This is a genomic window from Indioceanicola profundi (assembly GCF_003568845.1).
In the GTDB taxonomy this organism is placed as follows: domain Bacteria; phylum Pseudomonadota; class Alphaproteobacteria; order Azospirillales; family Azospirillaceae; genus Indioceanicola; species Indioceanicola profundi.
On the sequence record NZ_CP030126.1, the window covers coordinates 1,370,467 to 1,386,647 of the forward strand.

Consider the following 16,181-nt stretch of genomic DNA (forward strand, 5'->3'; position numbering starts at 1 on the left):
AGGGCCGGCTCTTTCCTTCTGATCTGAGATCGCAAGTCACCTCCCATGCTCCAAACTCTCCGCAGCACCGCCGGCTCCTGGGTCGTCAAGATCCTGTTCCTGCTCCTGATCCTCAGCTTCGGCGTCTGGGGCATCGGCGACGTGACGTCCGGCTGGACCAGCCGGAATGCTGTCGAGGTCGGCGACGTCGCCATCCCGCCGGAACAACTCAGCACGGAGTTCCGCCGCGAGGTAAACCGCCTGCGCCAGGTCTTCGGCCCTCAGTTCACCGATGCCCAGGCCATCCAGCTCGGTCTGGTGGACCAGACGGTGCGACAGGTTGTCCAGCGTGCGCTGCTGACCCAGGCCGCTGCGGATATTGGACTTCGCGTCGGGGATGAGGCCGTCGTGGAGCAGGTGCGCAATGTGCCCGCCTTCCAGAACCAGTTCGGGCAGTTCGATCCTGATGTGATGCGGTACGTGCTTCGGCAGAACGGCTTCACCGAGCAGTCGTTCGTCGACCAGATTCGCGGCGATGTGGCCCGGAGCCAGCTCGTGGGCGCGGTCGGCAGCGGGGCGACGGCCCCGGAGGCGCTGGCCAGCGCGCTGTTCCTCTATCGCGGGGAGCGTCGGATCGCTGACGTCATCAACGTACCCGCCTCTGCGCTGCCGGAACCGGCGGCCCCGGACGATGCCGCGCTGACCGCCTATCATGAGCAGAATTCCACCCGTTATACGGCCCCTGAATTCCGCACCCTGATGGTCGCCACCCTGTCGGCCGAGGACTTGACGGACGGCATTTCCGTGTCGGACGAGGAGCTGCAGGAAGCCTATGAGGCGCGCAGCTACGAATTCATTACCCCGGAAAAGCGCGATCTGGTGCAGGTCGTCGCCGCCGACGAGGAAACAGCGCGCAGGATCATTGAGGCGACCGCCGGTGGTCAGACGCTGGAGGACGCCGCTGCCGCCGCGGGGTTGGAAACGGTCGAGCTGCCGGAGACCACCCGCGAAGGCCTGACGGAAGAGCTGGTGGAGCCAGTGTTCGCGGCAGAGGTCGGCGCTATCGGGGGCCCGGTGGAAAGCCCCTTCGGCTGGCATGTCTTCACGGTGCGGAGTGTCGCTCCCGGCGGCGAGCAGACGCTGGAGCAGGTGCGTGAGCAACTGACCGCCGACGTCCGACGCGAGAAGGCCATCGATCGGCTTTTCGAGGTGGCCAATACGATGGATGACCGCTTGGCCTCAGGCGCGACCCTGCCCGAAGCGGCCGAAGCCGTGGGTGCTAACGTGGTGCGCCTGCAGGGCGTGGACGCCCAGGGCAGGACGAAGGACGGCGTGCAGGCAGAGGGTCCCGCTAATCTGCCTCAGGTGCTGGAGCGCGCCTTTACCCTCCAGTCCGGCGAGACGAGCAACCTGGTCGAATCCGGCGAGAGCAGCTATTTCGCCATTCAGGTCGAAAACGTGGAGCCGCCCGCCCTGCGTCCGCTGGGCGAGGTTCGTGACCAAGTCATCGCAGATTGGAAGGCCGAGCGCCGGAACGAGGCAGCAGCGGCAAAGGCCGAGGAACTGGCCACTCGCCTGCGCGAAGGCGCCGACCCCGCTGACCTCGCGGCCGAGTTGCCCGGCGCGACCTATGTGCGCACCGAGCCGCTGACCCGTGAGGGACAGTTGACGGGGCCAATCGCGCCGGCGCTTCGCGAAAAGCTGTTCGAGCTCGGAACCGGGGAGGTCGCTGCCGTTCCGACTGCGGAGGGCCAGTCCGTCGCTCGCCTGGTGGAGATCGTCCCCGCTGATCCGGTCCTCGGCGCTGCGCAGGTCGCCCAGCTTCGGACCGCCGCCAAGGACGCAATTGCCGACGATATCATCACCCAGTATCTGACGGGTCTGCGCGGCCGCTACGACGTGCAGGAAAACCGGGCCGTGATCGACAGCCTCTTCCGTCAGCAGGAGTAGAACGGTGCGCACTTACCCTGAGGCGTCGGCATTCAAGGAAGGTTACGCGGCCGGAACGTCCCAGGTGGTCTGGACCCGGCTGGTCAGCGACCTGGACACGCCTGTCTCCGCCTTTCTGAAACTGGCACAGGGACGCCCCAACGCGTTCCTTCTGGAAAGCGTCACAGGCGGGTCCGTGCGCGGACGTTATTCGCTGATCGGGCTGAAGCCCGATCTGATCTGGCGGAGCCGCGGCACCAAGGCAGAGATCAACCGGCAAGCTGCGTCCGACCCGAGCCTGTTCGAGCCGTGTCACGAACCGCCATTGAAGGCGCTCGCATCGCTGCTGGACGAGTCCCGCATCGATCTGCCGCGTGAGCTGCCGCCCATGTCTGCGGGCCTGTTCGGCTATCTGGGCTACGATATGGTCCGGTTGATGGAGCGGCTTCCGGATGGCAATCCGGATGAGCTGAATCTGGATGATGCCGTCCTGATCCGTCCGACGGTCATGGCGATCTTCGACGGCATCGACAATGTCATCACCGTGGTAACCCCGGTCCGGCCAGCGCCGGGCCACGATCCAGACCATGCCTATCAGCAGGCCTGTGAGCGATTAGCTGAAGCCGTGGCTGCGCTTGAGGGTCCCGTTCCGGCCGCGCATGAGACCACAATGGATGTCTCCGCGCTGCCGGCTCCGACGTCCAACACCACGCGGGAAGAGTATGACGCCATTGTGGAGCGCGCGAAGGAGTATATCCGTGCCGGCGACATCTTCCAGGTGGTGCCGAGTCAGCGCTTCTCCGTGCCGTTCCAGCTTCCGGCATTCGCCCTGTACCGGGCCCTGCGGCGCCTGAACCCCTCCCCGTTCCTGTTCTTCCTTGATTTCGGCAATGTGGCGGTAGTCGGCTCCAGCCCGGAAATCCTGGTCCGGCTACGCGATAACACGGTCACCATCCGCCCGATCGCGGGCACTCGCCGCCGCGGCAAGGACGCGGCCGAGGACAAGGTGCTGGCCGAAGATCTGCTGTCCGATCCAAAGGAACTGGCTGAGCATCTCATGCTGCTCGACCTGGGCCGCAACGATGTGGGCCGTGTAGCAAAGACTGGGACCGTGCGGGTCACCGAGCGCTTCACCATCGAGTACTATTCCCACGTCATGCACATCGTCTCCAATGTGGAGGGAGAGGTCGATCCCAGCTTCACAGCTATCGATGCCCTGTCCGCCGGATTCCCGGCTGGAACCGTCTCCGGCGCGCCGAAAATCCGGGCTATGGAGATCATCGACGAGTTGGAGAAGACCCGTCGGGGCATCTATGGCGGCTGTATCGGCTATTTCGCCGCAAACGGGACCATGGATACCTGCATCGCCCTACGCACGGCGGTGATCAAGGACGGGACGATGTACGTGCAGGCCGGCGGCGGGGTTGTGGCGGACAGCGAGCCCGAGGCCGAATATCAGGAGACGGTGAGCAAAGCCAAGGCCCTGTTCAAGGCTGCCGAGGAAGCGGTGCGCTTCGCCGCCGAACGCCGGGAATCCGGGAACCTTTAACAGCACGGATAGCGGCATTCCGAATGCCTGCGGCACGCCGCTATCCGAAGCCTACCAACCTCTATGCCGCACCATTGAAGTCGAAGCCGGCATCCTCGATCGCTTCCCTCACCTCTTCCTCGGAGGCGGAACCTTCGACATGGACAATTCCGGCCTTCAAATCCACCAATGCGCGGGTGGAATTCGAGCGTCCCTCGATGGCGCGGCTGATGGCGTTGGCGCAACCATCGCAGGTCATGCCGCCGACCTTGTACGCAACACTCATTCCATTTCCTCCTGTGCGATTCCAGTTGTTCAACCGCTCAGGAGGCCGGGCGCTGCACCTTCGCCACGGCGCTGACTGGAACCAGTTGAAATCCCTTTTTCTCCAACGTCGGCAACCACGCCTCAAGGGCCGCGGCGGTCACGTCGTGCGGGTGACCAATGGCAATTGCGACGCCATTCTGCCGGGCAATGGCTTCGGTCCTGGCCAGGGCCTGCGCCAGGAAGGCCGGCGTCTGCTCATGATCCAGGAAGACGTCGCGGGCTGCCAGGGGCAGGCTGTGGTGGGAACCGATGCTGGCGACGGCGGATGCTCCCGTGGTGCGACTGTCCAGGAACAGCAGCCCGCGTTGCGCAAGCTCATCCAGCACAACGTTCATCCCTGCCGCATCGGCAGTAAAGCGGCTGCCCATGTGATTATTGATGCCGACATATCCATGGAAGGCAGACAGGCCGATTCCGAGCCGCCGCCGTATCTCCGCTTCGGGCAAGCCTGTCATCAGGGCATTCGGGCCGGGATCGTTGGGGCCGTCCGGCTGCATGGGCACATGCACGATCAACTCATGTCCCGCCTTACGTGCCGCCTCGGTCTGCACCGGCAGTTGCTTGGCGTAGGGAAGCCAAGCCAGGGTCAGGGGACCGGGCAGCTCCACGATCCGGCTACTCCGGCGCCGGTCCAGCCCCATATCGTCGATGACGATGACGATCCGTGGCCGCCCCTCGACCGGCGCCGGTTTCACCTGCTCCGGCTGACGTTCGGGTGCGGGCGGACGTAAGGCGGCAACCTGCTGCGCAGGCTTGGCCGCGGAAACCGGAGGCGGTTTCTGGGTCCCTGCCGCATCGTCTGCGGGCCGCGTCGGCTCCGCCTCACGGTGCTTCTCCGGTGCTGGTGCCGCGGCGCGTGGAGGTGACGGCGCTGGGCCGGGCCGGCTCACTGGCTGGGGGGGTATGGCGGTGGCGACGCGCGATGCCGGCGTGGACGCCGTTTCCGGACCAAGCCCTTCGCCGCCGAACAACGCGAGCACGACGACAAGGCCGGCAAACGCCAGCAGAGCGCCGATAGCGATCTTCTGCGATCCGGCGGAAGCACACTTACTGGACTTCGCTGGGCGGCGTTTCGGTGGCAGACGACGCGCGGTCATGAGTGACCGTCCGCGGAACCGCGGGAGCTGTGGCAGTCACGGCCGGTAGACAGCGTCTCCAGGATCGGACAGTCGGGACGCTCATCCCCGTGACACTGATCGATTAGGCGGGTCAGAGTGCCGCGCAGGCTGCGCAACTCTTCGATCCGCGCATCGACCTCCGCCACATGCCGTTCCGCCATCCGGCGCACATCGGCGGACGCGCGGTTGCGGTCCTGCCAGAGCGCCAGAAGGTCCGCTACCTCCTTCACCGAAAACCCAAGCGAGCGCGCACGGTGGATGAAGCGCAATGTCTCCACATCCTGGTCGCCATAGTCGCGGTATCCGTTCTCCCGCCGGCCGGCAGCCTGGATCAGCCCCACGCTCTCGTAATATCGGATGGTTTTGGCCGGAACGCCGGAGCGTTTGGCCGCGGTCCCGATGTTCATCGCCCCGCTCTTCCCCTTGCCATGCATCCAGTCATGCTACACGTGTGCATTAACCGCAAGGTTACGAGCCGGCGAACCTATGGAAATCACGGGGGTCTGCCTGTACCGTAGCCAGCCGCGACGCTTGGAATCCGTACGATGCTGCTTCTGATCGACAATTACGACAGCTTCACCTGGAACCTCGTCCACTATCTGGGCGAACTCGGGGCCGAAGTGGTCGTCCGCCGCAATGACTCGCTGGATGTGGCTGAAGCTTTGGCTATGCAGCCGGAAGGCATCGTGCTCTCACCTGGCCCCTGCGACCCGGACAAGGCCGGCATCTGCCTGCCGCTGATCGCCGCGGCGGCGGAGGCCCGGGTGCCGCTCATGGGCGTCTGCCTTGGTCACCAGGCAATCGGGCAGACCTTCGGCGGCAAAGTGGTGCGTGCACCGGTGCCGATGCATGGCAAAGTCAGCCCGGTGGTCCATCAGGGTCATGGCACGATGCGCGGACTGCCGAGCCCCTTCCGCGCTACCCGGTACCACTCCCTGATCGTTGAGCGAGAGACCCTCCCCGACTGCCTGGAGCCGGTAGCCGAGTTGGAGGATGGCATGATCATGGCCCTCATGCACAAGGAACTGCCGATCCATGGCGTGCAGTTCCATCCGGAAAGCATTGCGTCCGATCATGGGCACAAGATCCTGGACAATTTCCTGGACGTGACCCGCGGCGGACGCAACGTGGCGAGCCGCGCGTCCGGCGCTGCGGCCTGAGGCTTGCGATGACCGGAGATATGGGCGATTTCAAAGCCTTGCTGAGCAAGGTTGCCACGGGCGCACAGCTCACCGAGCAGGAGGCGGAGCACGCATTCGGCATCATCATGTCCGGCAATGCGACCCCGTCCCAAATGGGCGGGTTCCTGATGGCTCTGCGTGTGCGCGGCGAGACGGTAGAGGAGATCACCGGGGCCGCGCGCACTATGCGGGCCAAGGCGGTGCAGGTTGAAGCGCCGGCGGGCACCATCGATACCTGCGGCACCGGCGGCGATGCTGCCGGCACCTACAATATTTCCACGGCCGTGGCTTTCGTCGTCGCCGGAAGCGGTGTTCCGGTGGCCAAGCACGGCAACCGCGCAGTGTCCAGCAAGTCCGGCGCCGCCGACGTGCTCACGGCGCTGGGCGTGAATGTGGAGGCTGATTTCAGCCTTGTGCGGCATGCGTTATGGGAGGCCAATATCGGCTTCTTGATGGCTCCCCGCCATCACACCGCCATGCGCAACGTCGCTCCGACGCGGGTGGAGCTCGGAACGCGGACCATCTTCAACCTGATGGGTCCGCTGTCCAATCCCGCAGCTGCCAAGCGCCAGCTCCTGGGCGTCTTCGACGCCCGCTGGGTGGAGCCGATTGCGCAGGTGCTGCAGCGTCTGGGGTCGGAGGCGGCATGGGTTGTCCATGGCTCCGACGGACTGGACGAGATCACGACCACCGGCCCGACCAGCGTCGCCGCCCTGAAGGATGGACGGATCACTACTTTCCGGATCGTTCCGGAAGATGCAGGTCTGCCCCAGGCAAGTCCGGCGGATCTCCGCGGCGGGGATGCCGAAACCAACGCCGAAGCACTGCGCGCGATTCTTTCCGGAGCGGAAGGCGCCTATCGTGACATCGTCCTGCTGAACGCCGCCGCCGCCTTGATCGTCGCCGACAAGGCCGCCGACCTGAAGAGCGGCGTGGAGCTTGCCGCCCATTCCATCGCCAGCGGCGCCGCGCGCGCCGCGCTGGACCGGCTTATTGCCATCACCCATACGCAGGCAGTCGAAGAATGACCGCGCCCCGTCCGCCCGACGTGCTGGCCCGTATCTGCGCCCATAAGGCAGAGCATGTCGCCGCCTGCAAGGCGCGCCGATCCCTGGCCGACCTGGAAGCGCTGGCCCGCACACAGTCTGCTCCGCGCGGATTTGCCCAGGCATTGGAAAGATCGGTTGCCGAGGGTCGCTGGGCCCTGATCGCCGAGATCAAGAAGGCCAGCCCCAGCAAGGGCCTGATCCGCGCCGACTTCCACCCGGCGACGCTGGCCCGCGCGTACAAGGAGGGCGGCGCCACCTGCCTTTCTGTGCTCACCGATATTCCCTACTTCCAGGGCAATGACGGCTACCTTGCCGAGGCGCGGGACGCGGTGGACCTTCCGGCCCTCCGCAAGGATTTCATGATCGACCCCTACCAGGTCGTTGAAAGCCGTGTTCTGGGCGCGGACTGCATTCTGCTGATCATGGCCGCGCTCAGTGACGCACAGGCATCCGAGCTCCATGATGTCGCCGTGGCGCACGGTATGGACGTCCTGATTGAAGTTCACGATGCGGAGGAGATGGAGCGCGCCCTCAAGCTCCCTACCGGCCTGCTGGGCGTAAATAATCGGAATCTCAAGACCTTGTCTGTCGACCTTTCCACGACGGAGAAACTGGCCGTCATGGTTCCGGCCGGCCGCGCCTTGGTGGCGGAGAGCGGGATACATTCTCCAGACGACGTGACGCGTCTCGCGAAGGCGGGTGCCCGCCGCTTCCTGGTAGGTGAGAGTCTGATGTCGCAGCCCGATGTGGCCGCAGCGACCCGCACCCTCCTCTCCGCCAGCCTGCATGACGCGGCGTAAAGCAATGACAGACCAGCAGGATTCCCGCCTCACCCATTTCGACGCCCAGGGCAATGCCGCCATGGTGGACGTGTCCGCCAAGGATGAGACGGAGCGTGTGGCGACGGCGCGCGGTCGGGTCTCGATGCGGCCGGAAACCTTTGCGTTGATCCGTGACGGCGGAATGAAGAAGGGCGACGTGCTGGCTGTGGCGCGTCTGGCCGGCATCATGGCCGCCAAGAAGACCTCGGACCTGATCCCGCTCTGTCATCCGCTGGCCATCTCCAAGGCTGCGGTGGAGTTCGAGCTGGCTGAAGAGGACAGCGCAGTCGACATTGAAGCCACCGTGAAGCTGAAGGGCCGGACCGGCGTGGAGATGGAGGCGCTGACCGCTGTCAGCGTTGCTGCCCTTACCATCTACGACATGTGCAAGGCGGTGGACCGCTGGATGAGCATCGGTGACATACGTCTGGTCCACAAATCCGGCGGAAAGAGCGGCACCTGGAATGCCGCAGGTGCTACGGACGCCCCATGATTTCCGTCGCGGAGGCCCGTGCCCGCATCCTTGCCCAGGCTCGGCTTCTCCCGGCGGAGCAGGTGGCCCTCCCCGACGCGCTCGACAGGGTGCTTGCTGCGGATGTCGTCGCCCGACTCTCACAGCCTCCCGCGGATGTCTCCGCCATGGACGGCTGGGCTGTCAGGACGGCGGATATTTCCGTTCTTCCGGTGACTCTGCGCCGCATTGGAGAATCTCCTGCCGGCCGGCCCTTCACGGGGTCAGTCGGCCCCGGCGAGGCGGTACGCATCTTCACCGGCGGCCAGATCCCCGCCGGCGCGGACACGGTCGTCATCCAGGAGGATTGTGAGGAACTGGGCGGCAGCGTCGTGATCCGGGAAGGCTCCGGTCCTGGACGGTGGATACGTAAGGAGGGGCTGGATTTCCGGCAGGGAAATATCGGCTTGAGGACGGGCCAACGTGTCGGCGTCCGTGGGCTGGCCTTGGCGGCCGCCATGAACGTGCCCTGGCTGATGGTCCGCCGCCGCCCGCGCGTCGCTATTCTGGCCACCGGGGATGAGGTGAACATGCCCGGTGAGCCGCTGGGACCAGGGCAGATTGTCAGTTCCAACGGCCTTACCCTGGCCGCCCTCGTCCGCCGCAGTGGAGGCGAACCCGTGGATTTGGGCGTTGCCCGCGATACGCCGGACAGCTTGCTCGAGCATATGCGGGGCGCTGCCGGATGCGATCTTCTGCTGACGACCGGGGGCGTTTCCGTCGGAGAACATGATCTGGTCAGGGGCGTTCTCGGCACCCAGGGAATGGAACTGGATTTCTGGAAAATCGCCCTTCGCCCCGGCAAGCCCCTGATGTTCGGCCGCATTAGCGAGATGCCGGTCATCGGCCTACCCGGCAATCCGGTCTCGTCCCTGGTCTGTTCCGTTCTATTCGCCCGTCCGCTGCTCATGGCCATGCAGGGCTTGGCCGAGACCGGGCCCGTGACCCGTCGCGCCCGGTTGGGTGCGGACCTGCCGGCGAATGACCGACGGGAGGATTACATGCGGGCAACGTCGCAGCGCGATAGCGATGGAACGGACATCGCGACCCCCTTCCCGCAGCAGGACAGCAGCATGCTGAGCAGGCTTGCCGCGGCAGACTGCCTGATCGTCCGCCCTCCACTCGCCCCGGCAGCTCCTGCCGGTTCGGAAGCCGTCATCATCCCCCTCGACGATCTGTGACCCGAACGATGCTGAGCCGTCCGGGGTAGTTCAAGCAGCCGCCCTTGACGAACGTTGCGAACAAGACTAGAACAGAGGCGGTACATTCCAGGTTTGTTCTAGATTTTGTGGTCCACCGGCCGGGAGAGGCGAAATGCTGACACGCAAGCAACAGGAGCTGCTGCTTTTTATTCATGAGCGGCTGCAGGCCGGCGGCGTGTCTCCCTCCTTCGATGAAATGAAGGATGCCCTTGGGCTCAAGTCCAAGTCCGGCATTCACCGCCTGATCACCGGTCTGGAGGAGCGCGGCTTTATCCGCCGCCTCCCCCACCGCGCTCGCGCGCTGGAAGTGACCCGTCTTCCGGACCAGGTGGCTTCTCCCGCATCAAAGGCAGAGACGACGCCGAAATTCCGTCCCAACGTCATCCGCGGCGACTTCCGTGGGGCTCTGACCGGCCGGGAAAGCCAGCCAGAGGCGGAGGCCGTTTCGCTTCCACTCTACGGCCGCATCGCCGCCGGTCTCCCCATCGAGGCGCTGCGAGATAATTCGAGCAGCATCGATATCCCCGCAGCCATGCTCGCCACGGGAGAGCATTACGCGCTGGAGGTTGCGGGCGATTCGATGATCGAGGCCGGAATCATGGATGGAGACACTGTCATCATCCAGCGCTGCGACACGGCAGAGAACGGTTCCGTCGTCGTGGCGCTTGTGGATGAGAACGAGGTCACGTTGAAGCGGCTGCGCCGCAAGGGCAACTCGATCGCGCTGGAACCCGCCAACCCGAACTATGAAACCCGTGTCTTCGGTGCCGACCGGGTCAGCGTCCAGGGCCGGTTGGTTGGGCTGATCCGCAAGTACTGAGCCTACCGGAAGACGTGCGGGACCTGTCTCCGGATGGAAGCCCTGCATTCGTCCAGATTGGTTGAGGAAGGCCCGGTTCAAGCTGGGCCTTCTTCTGTGTTCGCATTCTTTCTGCCGAAGGCGCGCCGTTTGAGCCGGACCTGCCTCGCCGCAGAGTCGGCTCTGCCGGACCGGTCATTGGCGATGTCTCTGGCGATATCCGCAATTTCGGCTTAGGTTGCTTCTTCTATTCAGGAAGGGGCTCTCCGATGAAGGAGTTGCGCTGCATTGTCTTCACCGACCGAGAGGTCGTCACCGCCATTCTCGACCGGCGGCGCAAGCTCCGCGACACGCTTCCCGAGGGGGATATCAGCGCCGTTGACCTGGTTCCCAGTGAGGGCGGGCTGACGGCGCGTATACGGGTAACAACCGGCCCCGAGTTGAAGATCGGCGAGCAGGAGCTTCAGGCCGCCCTGGTCGCCTTCTGCATGTCCCGGAACGTTCCGCTGCCCGTGGATGCCGACAAAGCCGTGCATCTGATCAAGGGGCGGGCAACGCTGATGGTCACCATGAACTTCCAGAAGGGGGCGCGGCTGATCACTGCGACCATCGCAGAAGGCGTGGGCGGTGCCGGCGGCTGAGCCGTCTATTCGCTGGCCGGCGGCGGTGGCGGCGGGCGCCGGTCGCGTAGAAGTTTAAGCCCGGCGGTAACAGCCACCACGGGCACCACGACCACCGCGCCGGTCAGGATATAGGGAATGGCCCAGTCCACGAAATCGACCGCCAGCCCTGCCACGTCCTTGATCGCTTTCCAGCTATCCTGAAGGATCGTTCTGGGATCGATGGAAAACCAGGACAGGAAGAGCCCGACCAGCAGACAAGCGATCAGAACCTGGATAACGAAGCGCACGCCCGTACCCGCTTTCATCTTTCCACCGCCCGGGTCATGGAAAATGGCGACCCCTGCAGGATTCGAACCTGCGACCGCTCGCTTAGAAGGCGAGTGCTCTATCCAGCTGAGCTAAGGGGCCTGATCTGCGTGGAAGGAAACGCCCGGATGGCTGATCCGGTCGTCCTGACGGACGTCAGAACCGTCCGATGCGTGGCCTGTCGGTACGGAAATTGTCGGCATAGTTCTTGGGCAGAACCTTACGCTCCTGCGGGGCGGCGACATCATAGTCCCAGCCCTTCTTCTCGGCGAAGGCGATGGCATCTTCCTTCGTCTTGAAGCGCAGCCTCACCTGGTTCAGCGTGTCGCCGGAGCTGATCCAGCCCATAAGCGGCTCGGGCCGGCGGGGCGTCTCGATCTCATATTCCAGCAGCCATGAATGAGTCTTGGCACGGCCGGACTGCATCGCGGTCTTGCTGGGCTGATAGATCCGCACCCTCATGGCAAACCCGTCACTTCCATCGTCAACGAATATGGTGGTCGGAGCGCCCGGATTCGAACCGGGGGCCCTCTGCGTAGGATCGACCACCGAGGAGTAGTTAGCAGAGGGAGTGACCAAAGTCATCTCTCGCAAACACCCTATCAATGGTCTTCCTCCGAACCGTGCGTGCAAGTTTCCAAGCACACGGCTCTCCAGTGTCGATTGCTAGTCCCAATGGTGGTCTGGGTGGCGAGATTCGAACTCGCGACCTCCTGCGTCCAAGGCAGGCGCGCTACCAGGCTGCGCTACACCCAGTCCATATGAGTCAGGGAGAGTTCCGATAACCCCTGGCCATCATATAGCCCTCCATGTATCTCCCTATGGTGCGCCTTGCAAACAGGAATTTGCTTTCGGTTCACCTGGGCCATGAGGGCGTTGATGCCCTTGAGTTTCAGGTTCCTCTTCCTAACATGGCGGAGATGGTGCATCTCCACCCCATCAGAACTCCCACAAATGGCACACACCATTCCGAGTTTGCTACGAGTGTATTTACGTGTGAATTGCGTGTAAATATCACCCGTCGGGTTGGCTCCGACCAAGAAGCGACCGGGTTGCCTACGCCAATCTCTATTCAGTCTCAAAGAAGCGATGTGTACAGTGTCATCGGTCTTTCGCTCGAATTTTAGAGCGGAACCTTTGACACGGAACAATCGACGTATTGAGCCTGAACGGTGCTTTGCTGCGAGGGTCTTAGCGGCGGACAGCTGGAGAATAGACTGGACACTTCCTAATCGGCTATAGTTAGCCGCGAAGGAGTAGTAGTTCAGAATTCCCCATAACACTGCATTGTATTGCTCCAGGATTTCGCCATCGTCGAGGTGAATCCATCCACTGACGTGTTTGGGTTTTCCGGCGTGATCGCAGAATCCTTTAGCACGCAAGCGGTCCACAATCCTTCCAATGGGGGCTAAGAGGTTAAGGTTCCAGCCGGTGGTGCGGGCGCGGTATGTCATACCGTTACGCTTCACGGTTGAAACATTCGCCTCGCCCCCCTGACCACGGATGACCGTGCCCAGGAAGAAGGCTTCTTCAGTTCGGGTATGTCTGATGAAGGTCTTATCCGCACTGAGTTCGAGTTTCAGTTCGTCCGCAAGGAACGTCCTGATTCGCGACTTCAGTTCTTCGGCGAGATGCTTCGGACCGGTCACTCCCATGATCCAATCGTCCGCATAGCGGATGTATTGGATACGGACGTAATTGGGGTCATTCACATCATAAACCGAGAGTTGGCGGCGAGCCTTCTCCAGTTCCCGGACCTTATCAATGTCTCCCTTCTTCCGCCAATAATCGATCTGATTGGCCACTCGCCGGTAAAACGGGTTAGGCCGTCGCTTTTCGCCCCGTTCGTACTCCGTCTTTAGTTTTGTGACGAAGCAGTCCAGTTCGTGGAGGTATATGTTTGCCAAGATTGGCGAAACAATACTCCCCTGCGGTGTACCAGATAGGTTAATGGAGAACGTATTCCGGAATTCCATATGACCAGCCTTTAGGGCTTTCCATAGGAGATTCAGGAAACGGGAGTCACTGACCCGCTTCTTAACCAGTTCTATCAGGCGGTGGTGGTCGATGTTGTCGAAGCATCCTTTGATGTCGCCTTCAACGAACCATACCACGTTCTTCCAGAGACTGATTTCTCGCAGAGCCGTGTGGGTTCCCCTATTCGCGCGGAATCCATGGCTGGAGTCGAGGAAGCTGGGGTGAACCTGACCGTCATAAATGGCGGTCAGAATCATCCGGATGACTTCCTGGACGACCTTTTCCCGCGGAGGAGCGATGGTGAGTGGGCGTAGTTTACCGTTGGCCTTCGGGATATTAATCCTTCGACCGGGGGAGAACTGAAAGCTCTCATCTCGCATCGAGTCGATAGTTGTCCGGATGGTTTCAAGAGAGAAGCCATCCAGAGTAGATCCATCGACACCGGGTGTCATGTTACCGGGGTTGCTCTTGATACGCTCATAGGCCGTGATGTACAGGTCTTCCTGATACATCAGGCGGTAGAGGTCGCGATTAACCCAGGTTGGATTCGCGTTGAGGGTTTCCAATTGCCGTAGACGCAATAGCCCCTTGTGATCCATCCGGATCGGGCTCTCTTTGTCTATGGCATCGACACCTATCATCCTTCCCTTTCTCTCCGCGTTACCGGGGCCGTATCCTGTTTTCCATTCAAGGAAGTAGGTACTTCGTTGTCATTCGAACAGGGCAGGTACTACGATGATTCCGTGACCATGGGGATCACTCCCTTTAGGCCATCCCCGCGTCTCATAGGAACCGTGGTCCAACGGTAGGTGGGACGTTCGTTGATAAGCTGGTGCCTCATTGGCCTGTCGTCCGATTCGATGGAGTCCGGAATACTTGGGAACCTTCTTCCGGAGGATCGGAAAGTGGGGATATAGGTGGATACCCACTTGGTCCTGCTGTTCCACGACGATCAACTGTCCTTTACCCAGTATAGGGTTCACCATAGTTGGCCTATCTGAAGAGGTTTCTTGTCCCAACCACCGGGCCTCACCCCTCCTTTGTTGCGGCATGCGCTAGTCCCCTTGGGGATTTCCCCCTCAGGTAAGCCGCTGATTTACCTAGACCTCCATTGCTAGGACCGGACAAACCGGCAACGATTCCTACGCCTCACGGGCGCACTCCCAAAGCAGATGCGCTACCTGGCTGCGCTACGCTCCGTCCGTGGGTTGGAGATACACCAGGACAGGCGCGGCCGGCAAGCATAGCCGCACATGACCGCCCCTTTCGGTTCGTCAGGGCTGCCCTGGCTTCACTGCCGCTGCCAGCCGCCCCGGCAGACGCCATCCGGGAGGCGTCATCACCAGCAGGTTCCCACCGACCGCCAAGCCCAGTCCCAGAACGCTCAGCATGGTCCACTGGTACCCCTCGAACAGGGTGGAGATGATCAGCGCCACGATCGGAACCATGACAGCCACGTAGCCCGCCCGGTCGGCCCCTATCCGTCCCAGCAGGGTGAAGTAGGACAGGAAAGCCGCCAACGACCCGAACAGCGTCAGGTAGAGCAGCGACAGCACATAGGCCGGCGACGGGTCGAAGGTGAACTCCGCGCCCCGCATCGTCGCCGTCAGTGCGGTCAGCCCCGCGCCGGCCAGCATGCCCCAGGCCGTCGCCGGGAGCAGCGGCACCTCGGCCTTCCGCGCCTTGGCGACCGCCATGTTGCCGGCAGATGCGAAGTAGTTGCCCAGCATGATGATGGCAAGGCCGAGGGCACTTGCCCCGCCCAGCCCTTCAAGGCTGATGCTTGGCAGGAACAGCAGCAGCACCCCGAACACGCCGATGCTGCCGCCCAACAGGACCCGCGGCTTCACCGGCTGGCCCAGAAAGATGCGGGAATTGAGGACATTCATGACGCTGAGGGCCGATCCCGCAACGGCGACCAGTCCGGAGGTCAGCAGCCCTGTGGCGGCGTAGGAGCAGAGGTAGCTCAGGCAGAAGCTGAACAGCCCCGTAAGCGCGATGTTCGACCAGGCAGCCCGCGCAGGGATCAGCGGCTGCCGCCGGACCGCCAGCCATACCAGCAGCAGCACGCCAGCCAGGGTGAAGCGGTAAGCGATGCTTACCGCCGGGTCCACGATGCCGAGCTGAAACTTGATGCCGAACCAGGTCGAACCCCAGATCAGGACTGCTGCGGCGTAAAGAACTGTATTGCTGGACATGCGGACACACGGGCGGAACTGGAACCGGCCGCTCGCCGGCGGAGGACGGCAGAAGCTAGTCGCGGCCCGACTTTCCAGCTACCCGATTGTTGTGCGGGTGACATTTTTCCAGGCCCCCGCCTGAAGTCCGGATGTTCAGCGTGCGTCCGTCCCGAAATGGGGATGCACCACCCGGTCGCCCGCGGCGATGCCCAGCTTGGCCGCGAGTCCTCCGTTGATCTCCAGAACCGCCGTTCCGCGTCCTTCCGAACTTACTGGCGTAAGGTCCAGTGGTTTGGCGGTCACGATATTCAGGATGCGCCCGTCCCTGCCAATGAAGATGATATCCAGAGGGATCAGCGTGTTCTTCATCCAGAAGCTCAGCGGCTGCGGTTCGTCATAGAGGAACAGCATGCCGGCATCCTCAGCCAGACTTTCCCGGTACATCAGGCCACGCGCCTGCTCCGCATGGGTCCGGGCGATCTCCACCTCGAAGTCGTGGCTGCCTCCCTTGGCGGTTTCGACAGTGAGACGATCGCGGGCCAGCTCCGCCCCGGCCGGAAGGGCGGGCAACAGCAGGGCGATAAGGATGAGGAGCGGGCGGATGATCTTGTTCATAGCGGATTCGTTAGCGCAGGCGGAGGCGGCTGTAAA

The 16,181-nt window shown here is 63.0% G+C and carries 17 protein-coding genes and 2 tRNA genes; 9 read left to right on the forward strand and 10 right to left on the reverse strand.

Going from position 1 to position 16,181, the window contains the following annotated elements; translation table 11 throughout:
* Positions 1–45 precede the first annotated feature (45 nt).
* Positions 46–1,929, forward strand: coding sequence for a SurA N-terminal domain-containing protein (locus DOL89_RS06505; protein WP_119678404.1), 1,884 nt, complete (start codon positions 46–48; stop codon positions 1,927–1,929).
* Positions 1,930–1,933: 4 nt separating this feature from the next.
* The gene (trpE, locus tag DOL89_RS06510; RefSeq protein WP_119678405.1) at positions 1,934–3,457 is read left to right on the forward strand and encodes an anthranilate synthase component I; all 1,524 of its coding nucleotides are present in this window, start codon (positions 1,934–1,936) and stop codon (positions 3,455–3,457) included.
* 61 nt (positions 3,458–3,518) lie between these two features.
* On the opposite strand, the gene DOL89_RS06515 is transcribed toward trpE, so the two are convergent.
* From DOL89_RS06515 to cueR, 3 genes are all read right to left on the reverse strand, one after another.
* The gene (locus DOL89_RS06515) at positions 3,519–3,722 is read right to left on the reverse strand and encodes a heavy-metal-associated domain-containing protein (protein WP_119678406.1); all 204 of its coding nucleotides are present in this window, start codon (positions 3,720–3,722) and stop codon (positions 3,519–3,521) included.
* A gap of 37 nt (positions 3,723–3,759) precedes the next feature.
* Positions 3,760–4,458: a divergent polysaccharide deacetylase family protein gene (locus tag DOL89_RS25475; protein ID WP_225889927.1), complete on the reverse strand. Its 699-nt coding sequence runs from the start codon at positions 4,456–4,458 to the stop codon at positions 3,760–3,762.
* A gap of 398 nt (positions 4,459–4,856) precedes the next feature.
* Positions 4,857–5,288, reverse strand: coding sequence for a Cu(I)-responsive transcriptional regulator (gene cueR, locus DOL89_RS06525; protein WP_119678408.1), 432 nt, complete (start codon positions 5,286–5,288; stop codon positions 4,857–4,859).
* Between the two features lie 138 nt (positions 5,289–5,426).
* On the opposite strand from cueR, the gene DOL89_RS06530 reads away from it, so the two are divergent.
* The 7 genes from DOL89_RS06530 to DOL89_RS06560 all read left to right on the forward strand — a co-directional run bounded on the left by DOL89_RS06530 (position 5,427) and on the right by DOL89_RS06560 (position 11,085).
* Entirely contained in the window at positions 5,427–6,041 is a 615-nt protein-coding gene (locus DOL89_RS06530; protein WP_119678409.1) for an anthranilate synthase component II, read from the forward strand.
* Between the two features lie 8 nt (positions 6,042–6,049).
* The gene (gene trpD / locus DOL89_RS06535) at positions 6,050–7,090 is read left to right on the forward strand and encodes an anthranilate phosphoribosyltransferase (protein ID WP_119678410.1); all 1,041 of its coding nucleotides are present in this window, start codon (positions 6,050–6,052) and stop codon (positions 7,088–7,090) included.
* The gene (trpC, locus tag DOL89_RS06540; RefSeq protein ID WP_119678411.1) at positions 7,087–7,911 is read left to right on the forward strand and encodes an indole-3-glycerol phosphate synthase TrpC; all 825 of its coding nucleotides are present in this window, start codon (positions 7,087–7,089) and stop codon (positions 7,909–7,911) included. Before trpD ends, trpC begins: the two co-directional genes overlap by 4 nt.
* A gap of 4 nt (positions 7,912–7,915) precedes the next feature.
* A complete protein-coding gene (moaC, locus tag DOL89_RS06545) occupies positions 7,916–8,425 on the forward strand; it encodes a cyclic pyranopterin monophosphate synthase MoaC (protein WP_119678412.1) in 510 nt (169 codons plus the stop codon).
* A complete protein-coding gene (locus DOL89_RS06550) occupies positions 8,422–9,624 on the forward strand; it encodes a molybdopterin molybdotransferase MoeA (protein WP_119678413.1) in 1,203 nt (400 codons plus the stop codon). Before moaC ends, DOL89_RS06550 begins: the two co-directional genes overlap by 4 nt.
* A gap of 133 nt (positions 9,625–9,757) precedes the next feature.
* Positions 9,758–10,465, forward strand: coding sequence for a transcriptional repressor LexA (gene lexA / locus DOL89_RS06555; protein ID WP_119678414.1), 708 nt, complete (start codon positions 9,758–9,760; stop codon positions 10,463–10,465).
* Positions 10,466–10,713: 248 nt separating this feature from the next.
* Positions 10,714–11,085 (forward strand): hypothetical protein, encoded by a 372-nt coding sequence (locus DOL89_RS06560; RefSeq protein ID WP_119678415.1) that lies wholly within the window; start codon positions 10,714–10,716, stop codon positions 11,083–11,085.
* 5 nt (positions 11,086–11,090) lie between these two features.
* Here the strand turns inward: DOL89_RS06560 and DOL89_RS06565 are convergent, their stop codons facing one another.
* From DOL89_RS06565 to DOL89_RS06595, 7 genes are all read right to left on the reverse strand, one after another.
* Complete coding sequence (locus DOL89_RS06565) at positions 11,091–11,372, reverse strand: DUF6460 domain-containing protein (RefSeq protein WP_225889928.1); 282 nt, start codon at positions 11,370–11,372, stop codon at positions 11,091–11,093.
* A 26-nt stretch (positions 11,373–11,398) separates the two neighbouring features.
* Positions 11,399–11,475: transfer RNA gene (locus DOL89_RS06570), tRNA-Arg, on the reverse strand.
* A 54-nt stretch (positions 11,476–11,529) separates the two neighbouring features.
* Complete coding sequence (locus tag DOL89_RS06575; RefSeq protein ID WP_119678416.1) at positions 11,530–11,835, reverse strand: ETC complex I subunit; 306 nt, start codon at positions 11,833–11,835, stop codon at positions 11,530–11,532.
* Between the two features lie 217 nt (positions 11,836–12,052).
* Positions 12,053–12,129, reverse strand: a tRNA-Pro gene (locus DOL89_RS06580).
* Entirely contained in the window at positions 12,120–13,991 is a 1,872-nt protein-coding gene (locus tag DOL89_RS06585) for a reverse transcriptase/maturase family protein (protein ID WP_205574651.1), read from the reverse strand. The genes DOL89_RS06580 and DOL89_RS06585 overlap by 10 nt, the downstream gene beginning before the upstream one ends.
* Before the next feature lie 633 nt (positions 13,992–14,624).
* Positions 14,625–15,548 (reverse strand): DMT family transporter, encoded by a 924-nt coding sequence (locus DOL89_RS06590; RefSeq protein WP_119678417.1) that lies wholly within the window; start codon positions 15,546–15,548, stop codon positions 14,625–14,627.
* 135 nt (positions 15,549–15,683) lie between these two features.
* Positions 15,684–16,145, reverse strand: a complete 462-nt coding sequence (locus DOL89_RS06595; protein WP_119678418.1) for a DUF192 domain-containing protein — start codon at positions 16,143–16,145, stop codon at positions 15,684–15,686.
* Positions 16,146–16,181 lie beyond the last annotated feature (36 nt).

Coding starts and splice junctions, on each gene's coding strand:
- DOL89_RS06505 (WP_119678404.1), top strand. CDS start 46: ATGCTCCAAACTCTCCGCAGCACCGCCGGCTCCTGGGTCGTCAAGATC.
- DOL89_RS06515 (WP_119678406.1), bottom strand. CDS start 3,722: ATGAGTGTTGCGTACAAGGTCGGCGGCATGACCTGCGATGGTTGCGCC.
- cueR (WP_119678408.1), bottom strand. CDS start 5,288: ATGAACATCGGGACCGCGGCCAAACGCTCCGGCGTTCCGGCCAAAACC.
- DOL89_RS06530 (WP_119678409.1), top strand. CDS start 5,427: ATGCTGCTTCTGATCGACAATTACGACAGCTTCACCTGGAACCTCGTC.
- trpD (WP_119678410.1), top strand. CDS start 6,050: ATGACCGGAGATATGGGCGATTTCAAAGCCTTGCTGAGCAAGGTTGCC.
- trpC (WP_119678411.1), top strand. CDS start 7,087: ATGACCGCGCCCCGTCCGCCCGACGTGCTGGCCCGTATCTGCGCCCAT.
- moaC (WP_119678412.1), top strand. CDS start 7,916: ATGACAGACCAGCAGGATTCCCGCCTCACCCATTTCGACGCCCAGGGC.
- DOL89_RS06550 (WP_119678413.1), top strand. CDS start 8,422: ATGATTTCCGTCGCGGAGGCCCGTGCCCGCATCCTTGCCCAGGCTCGG.
- lexA (WP_119678414.1), top strand. CDS start 9,758: ATGCTGACACGCAAGCAACAGGAGCTGCTGCTTTTTATTCATGAGCGG.
- DOL89_RS06560 (WP_119678415.1), top strand. CDS start 10,714: ATGAAGGAGTTGCGCTGCATTGTCTTCACCGACCGAGAGGTCGTCACC.
- DOL89_RS06565 (WP_225889928.1), bottom strand. CDS start 11,372: ATGAAAGCGGGTACGGGCGTGCGCTTCGTTATCCAGGTTCTGATCGCT.
- DOL89_RS06575 (WP_119678416.1), bottom strand. CDS start 11,835: ATGAGGGTGCGGATCTATCAGCCCAGCAAGACCGCGATGCAGTCCGGC.
- DOL89_RS06585 (WP_205574651.1), bottom strand. CDS start 13,991: ATGATAGGTGTCGATGCCATAGACAAAGAGAGCCCGATCCGGATGGAT.
- DOL89_RS06590 (WP_119678417.1), bottom strand. CDS start 15,548: ATGTCCAGCAATACAGTTCTTTACGCCGCAGCAGTCCTGATCTGGGGT.
- DOL89_RS06595 (WP_119678418.1), bottom strand. CDS start 16,145: ATGAACAAGATCATCCGCCCGCTCCTCATCCTTATCGCCCTGCTGTTG.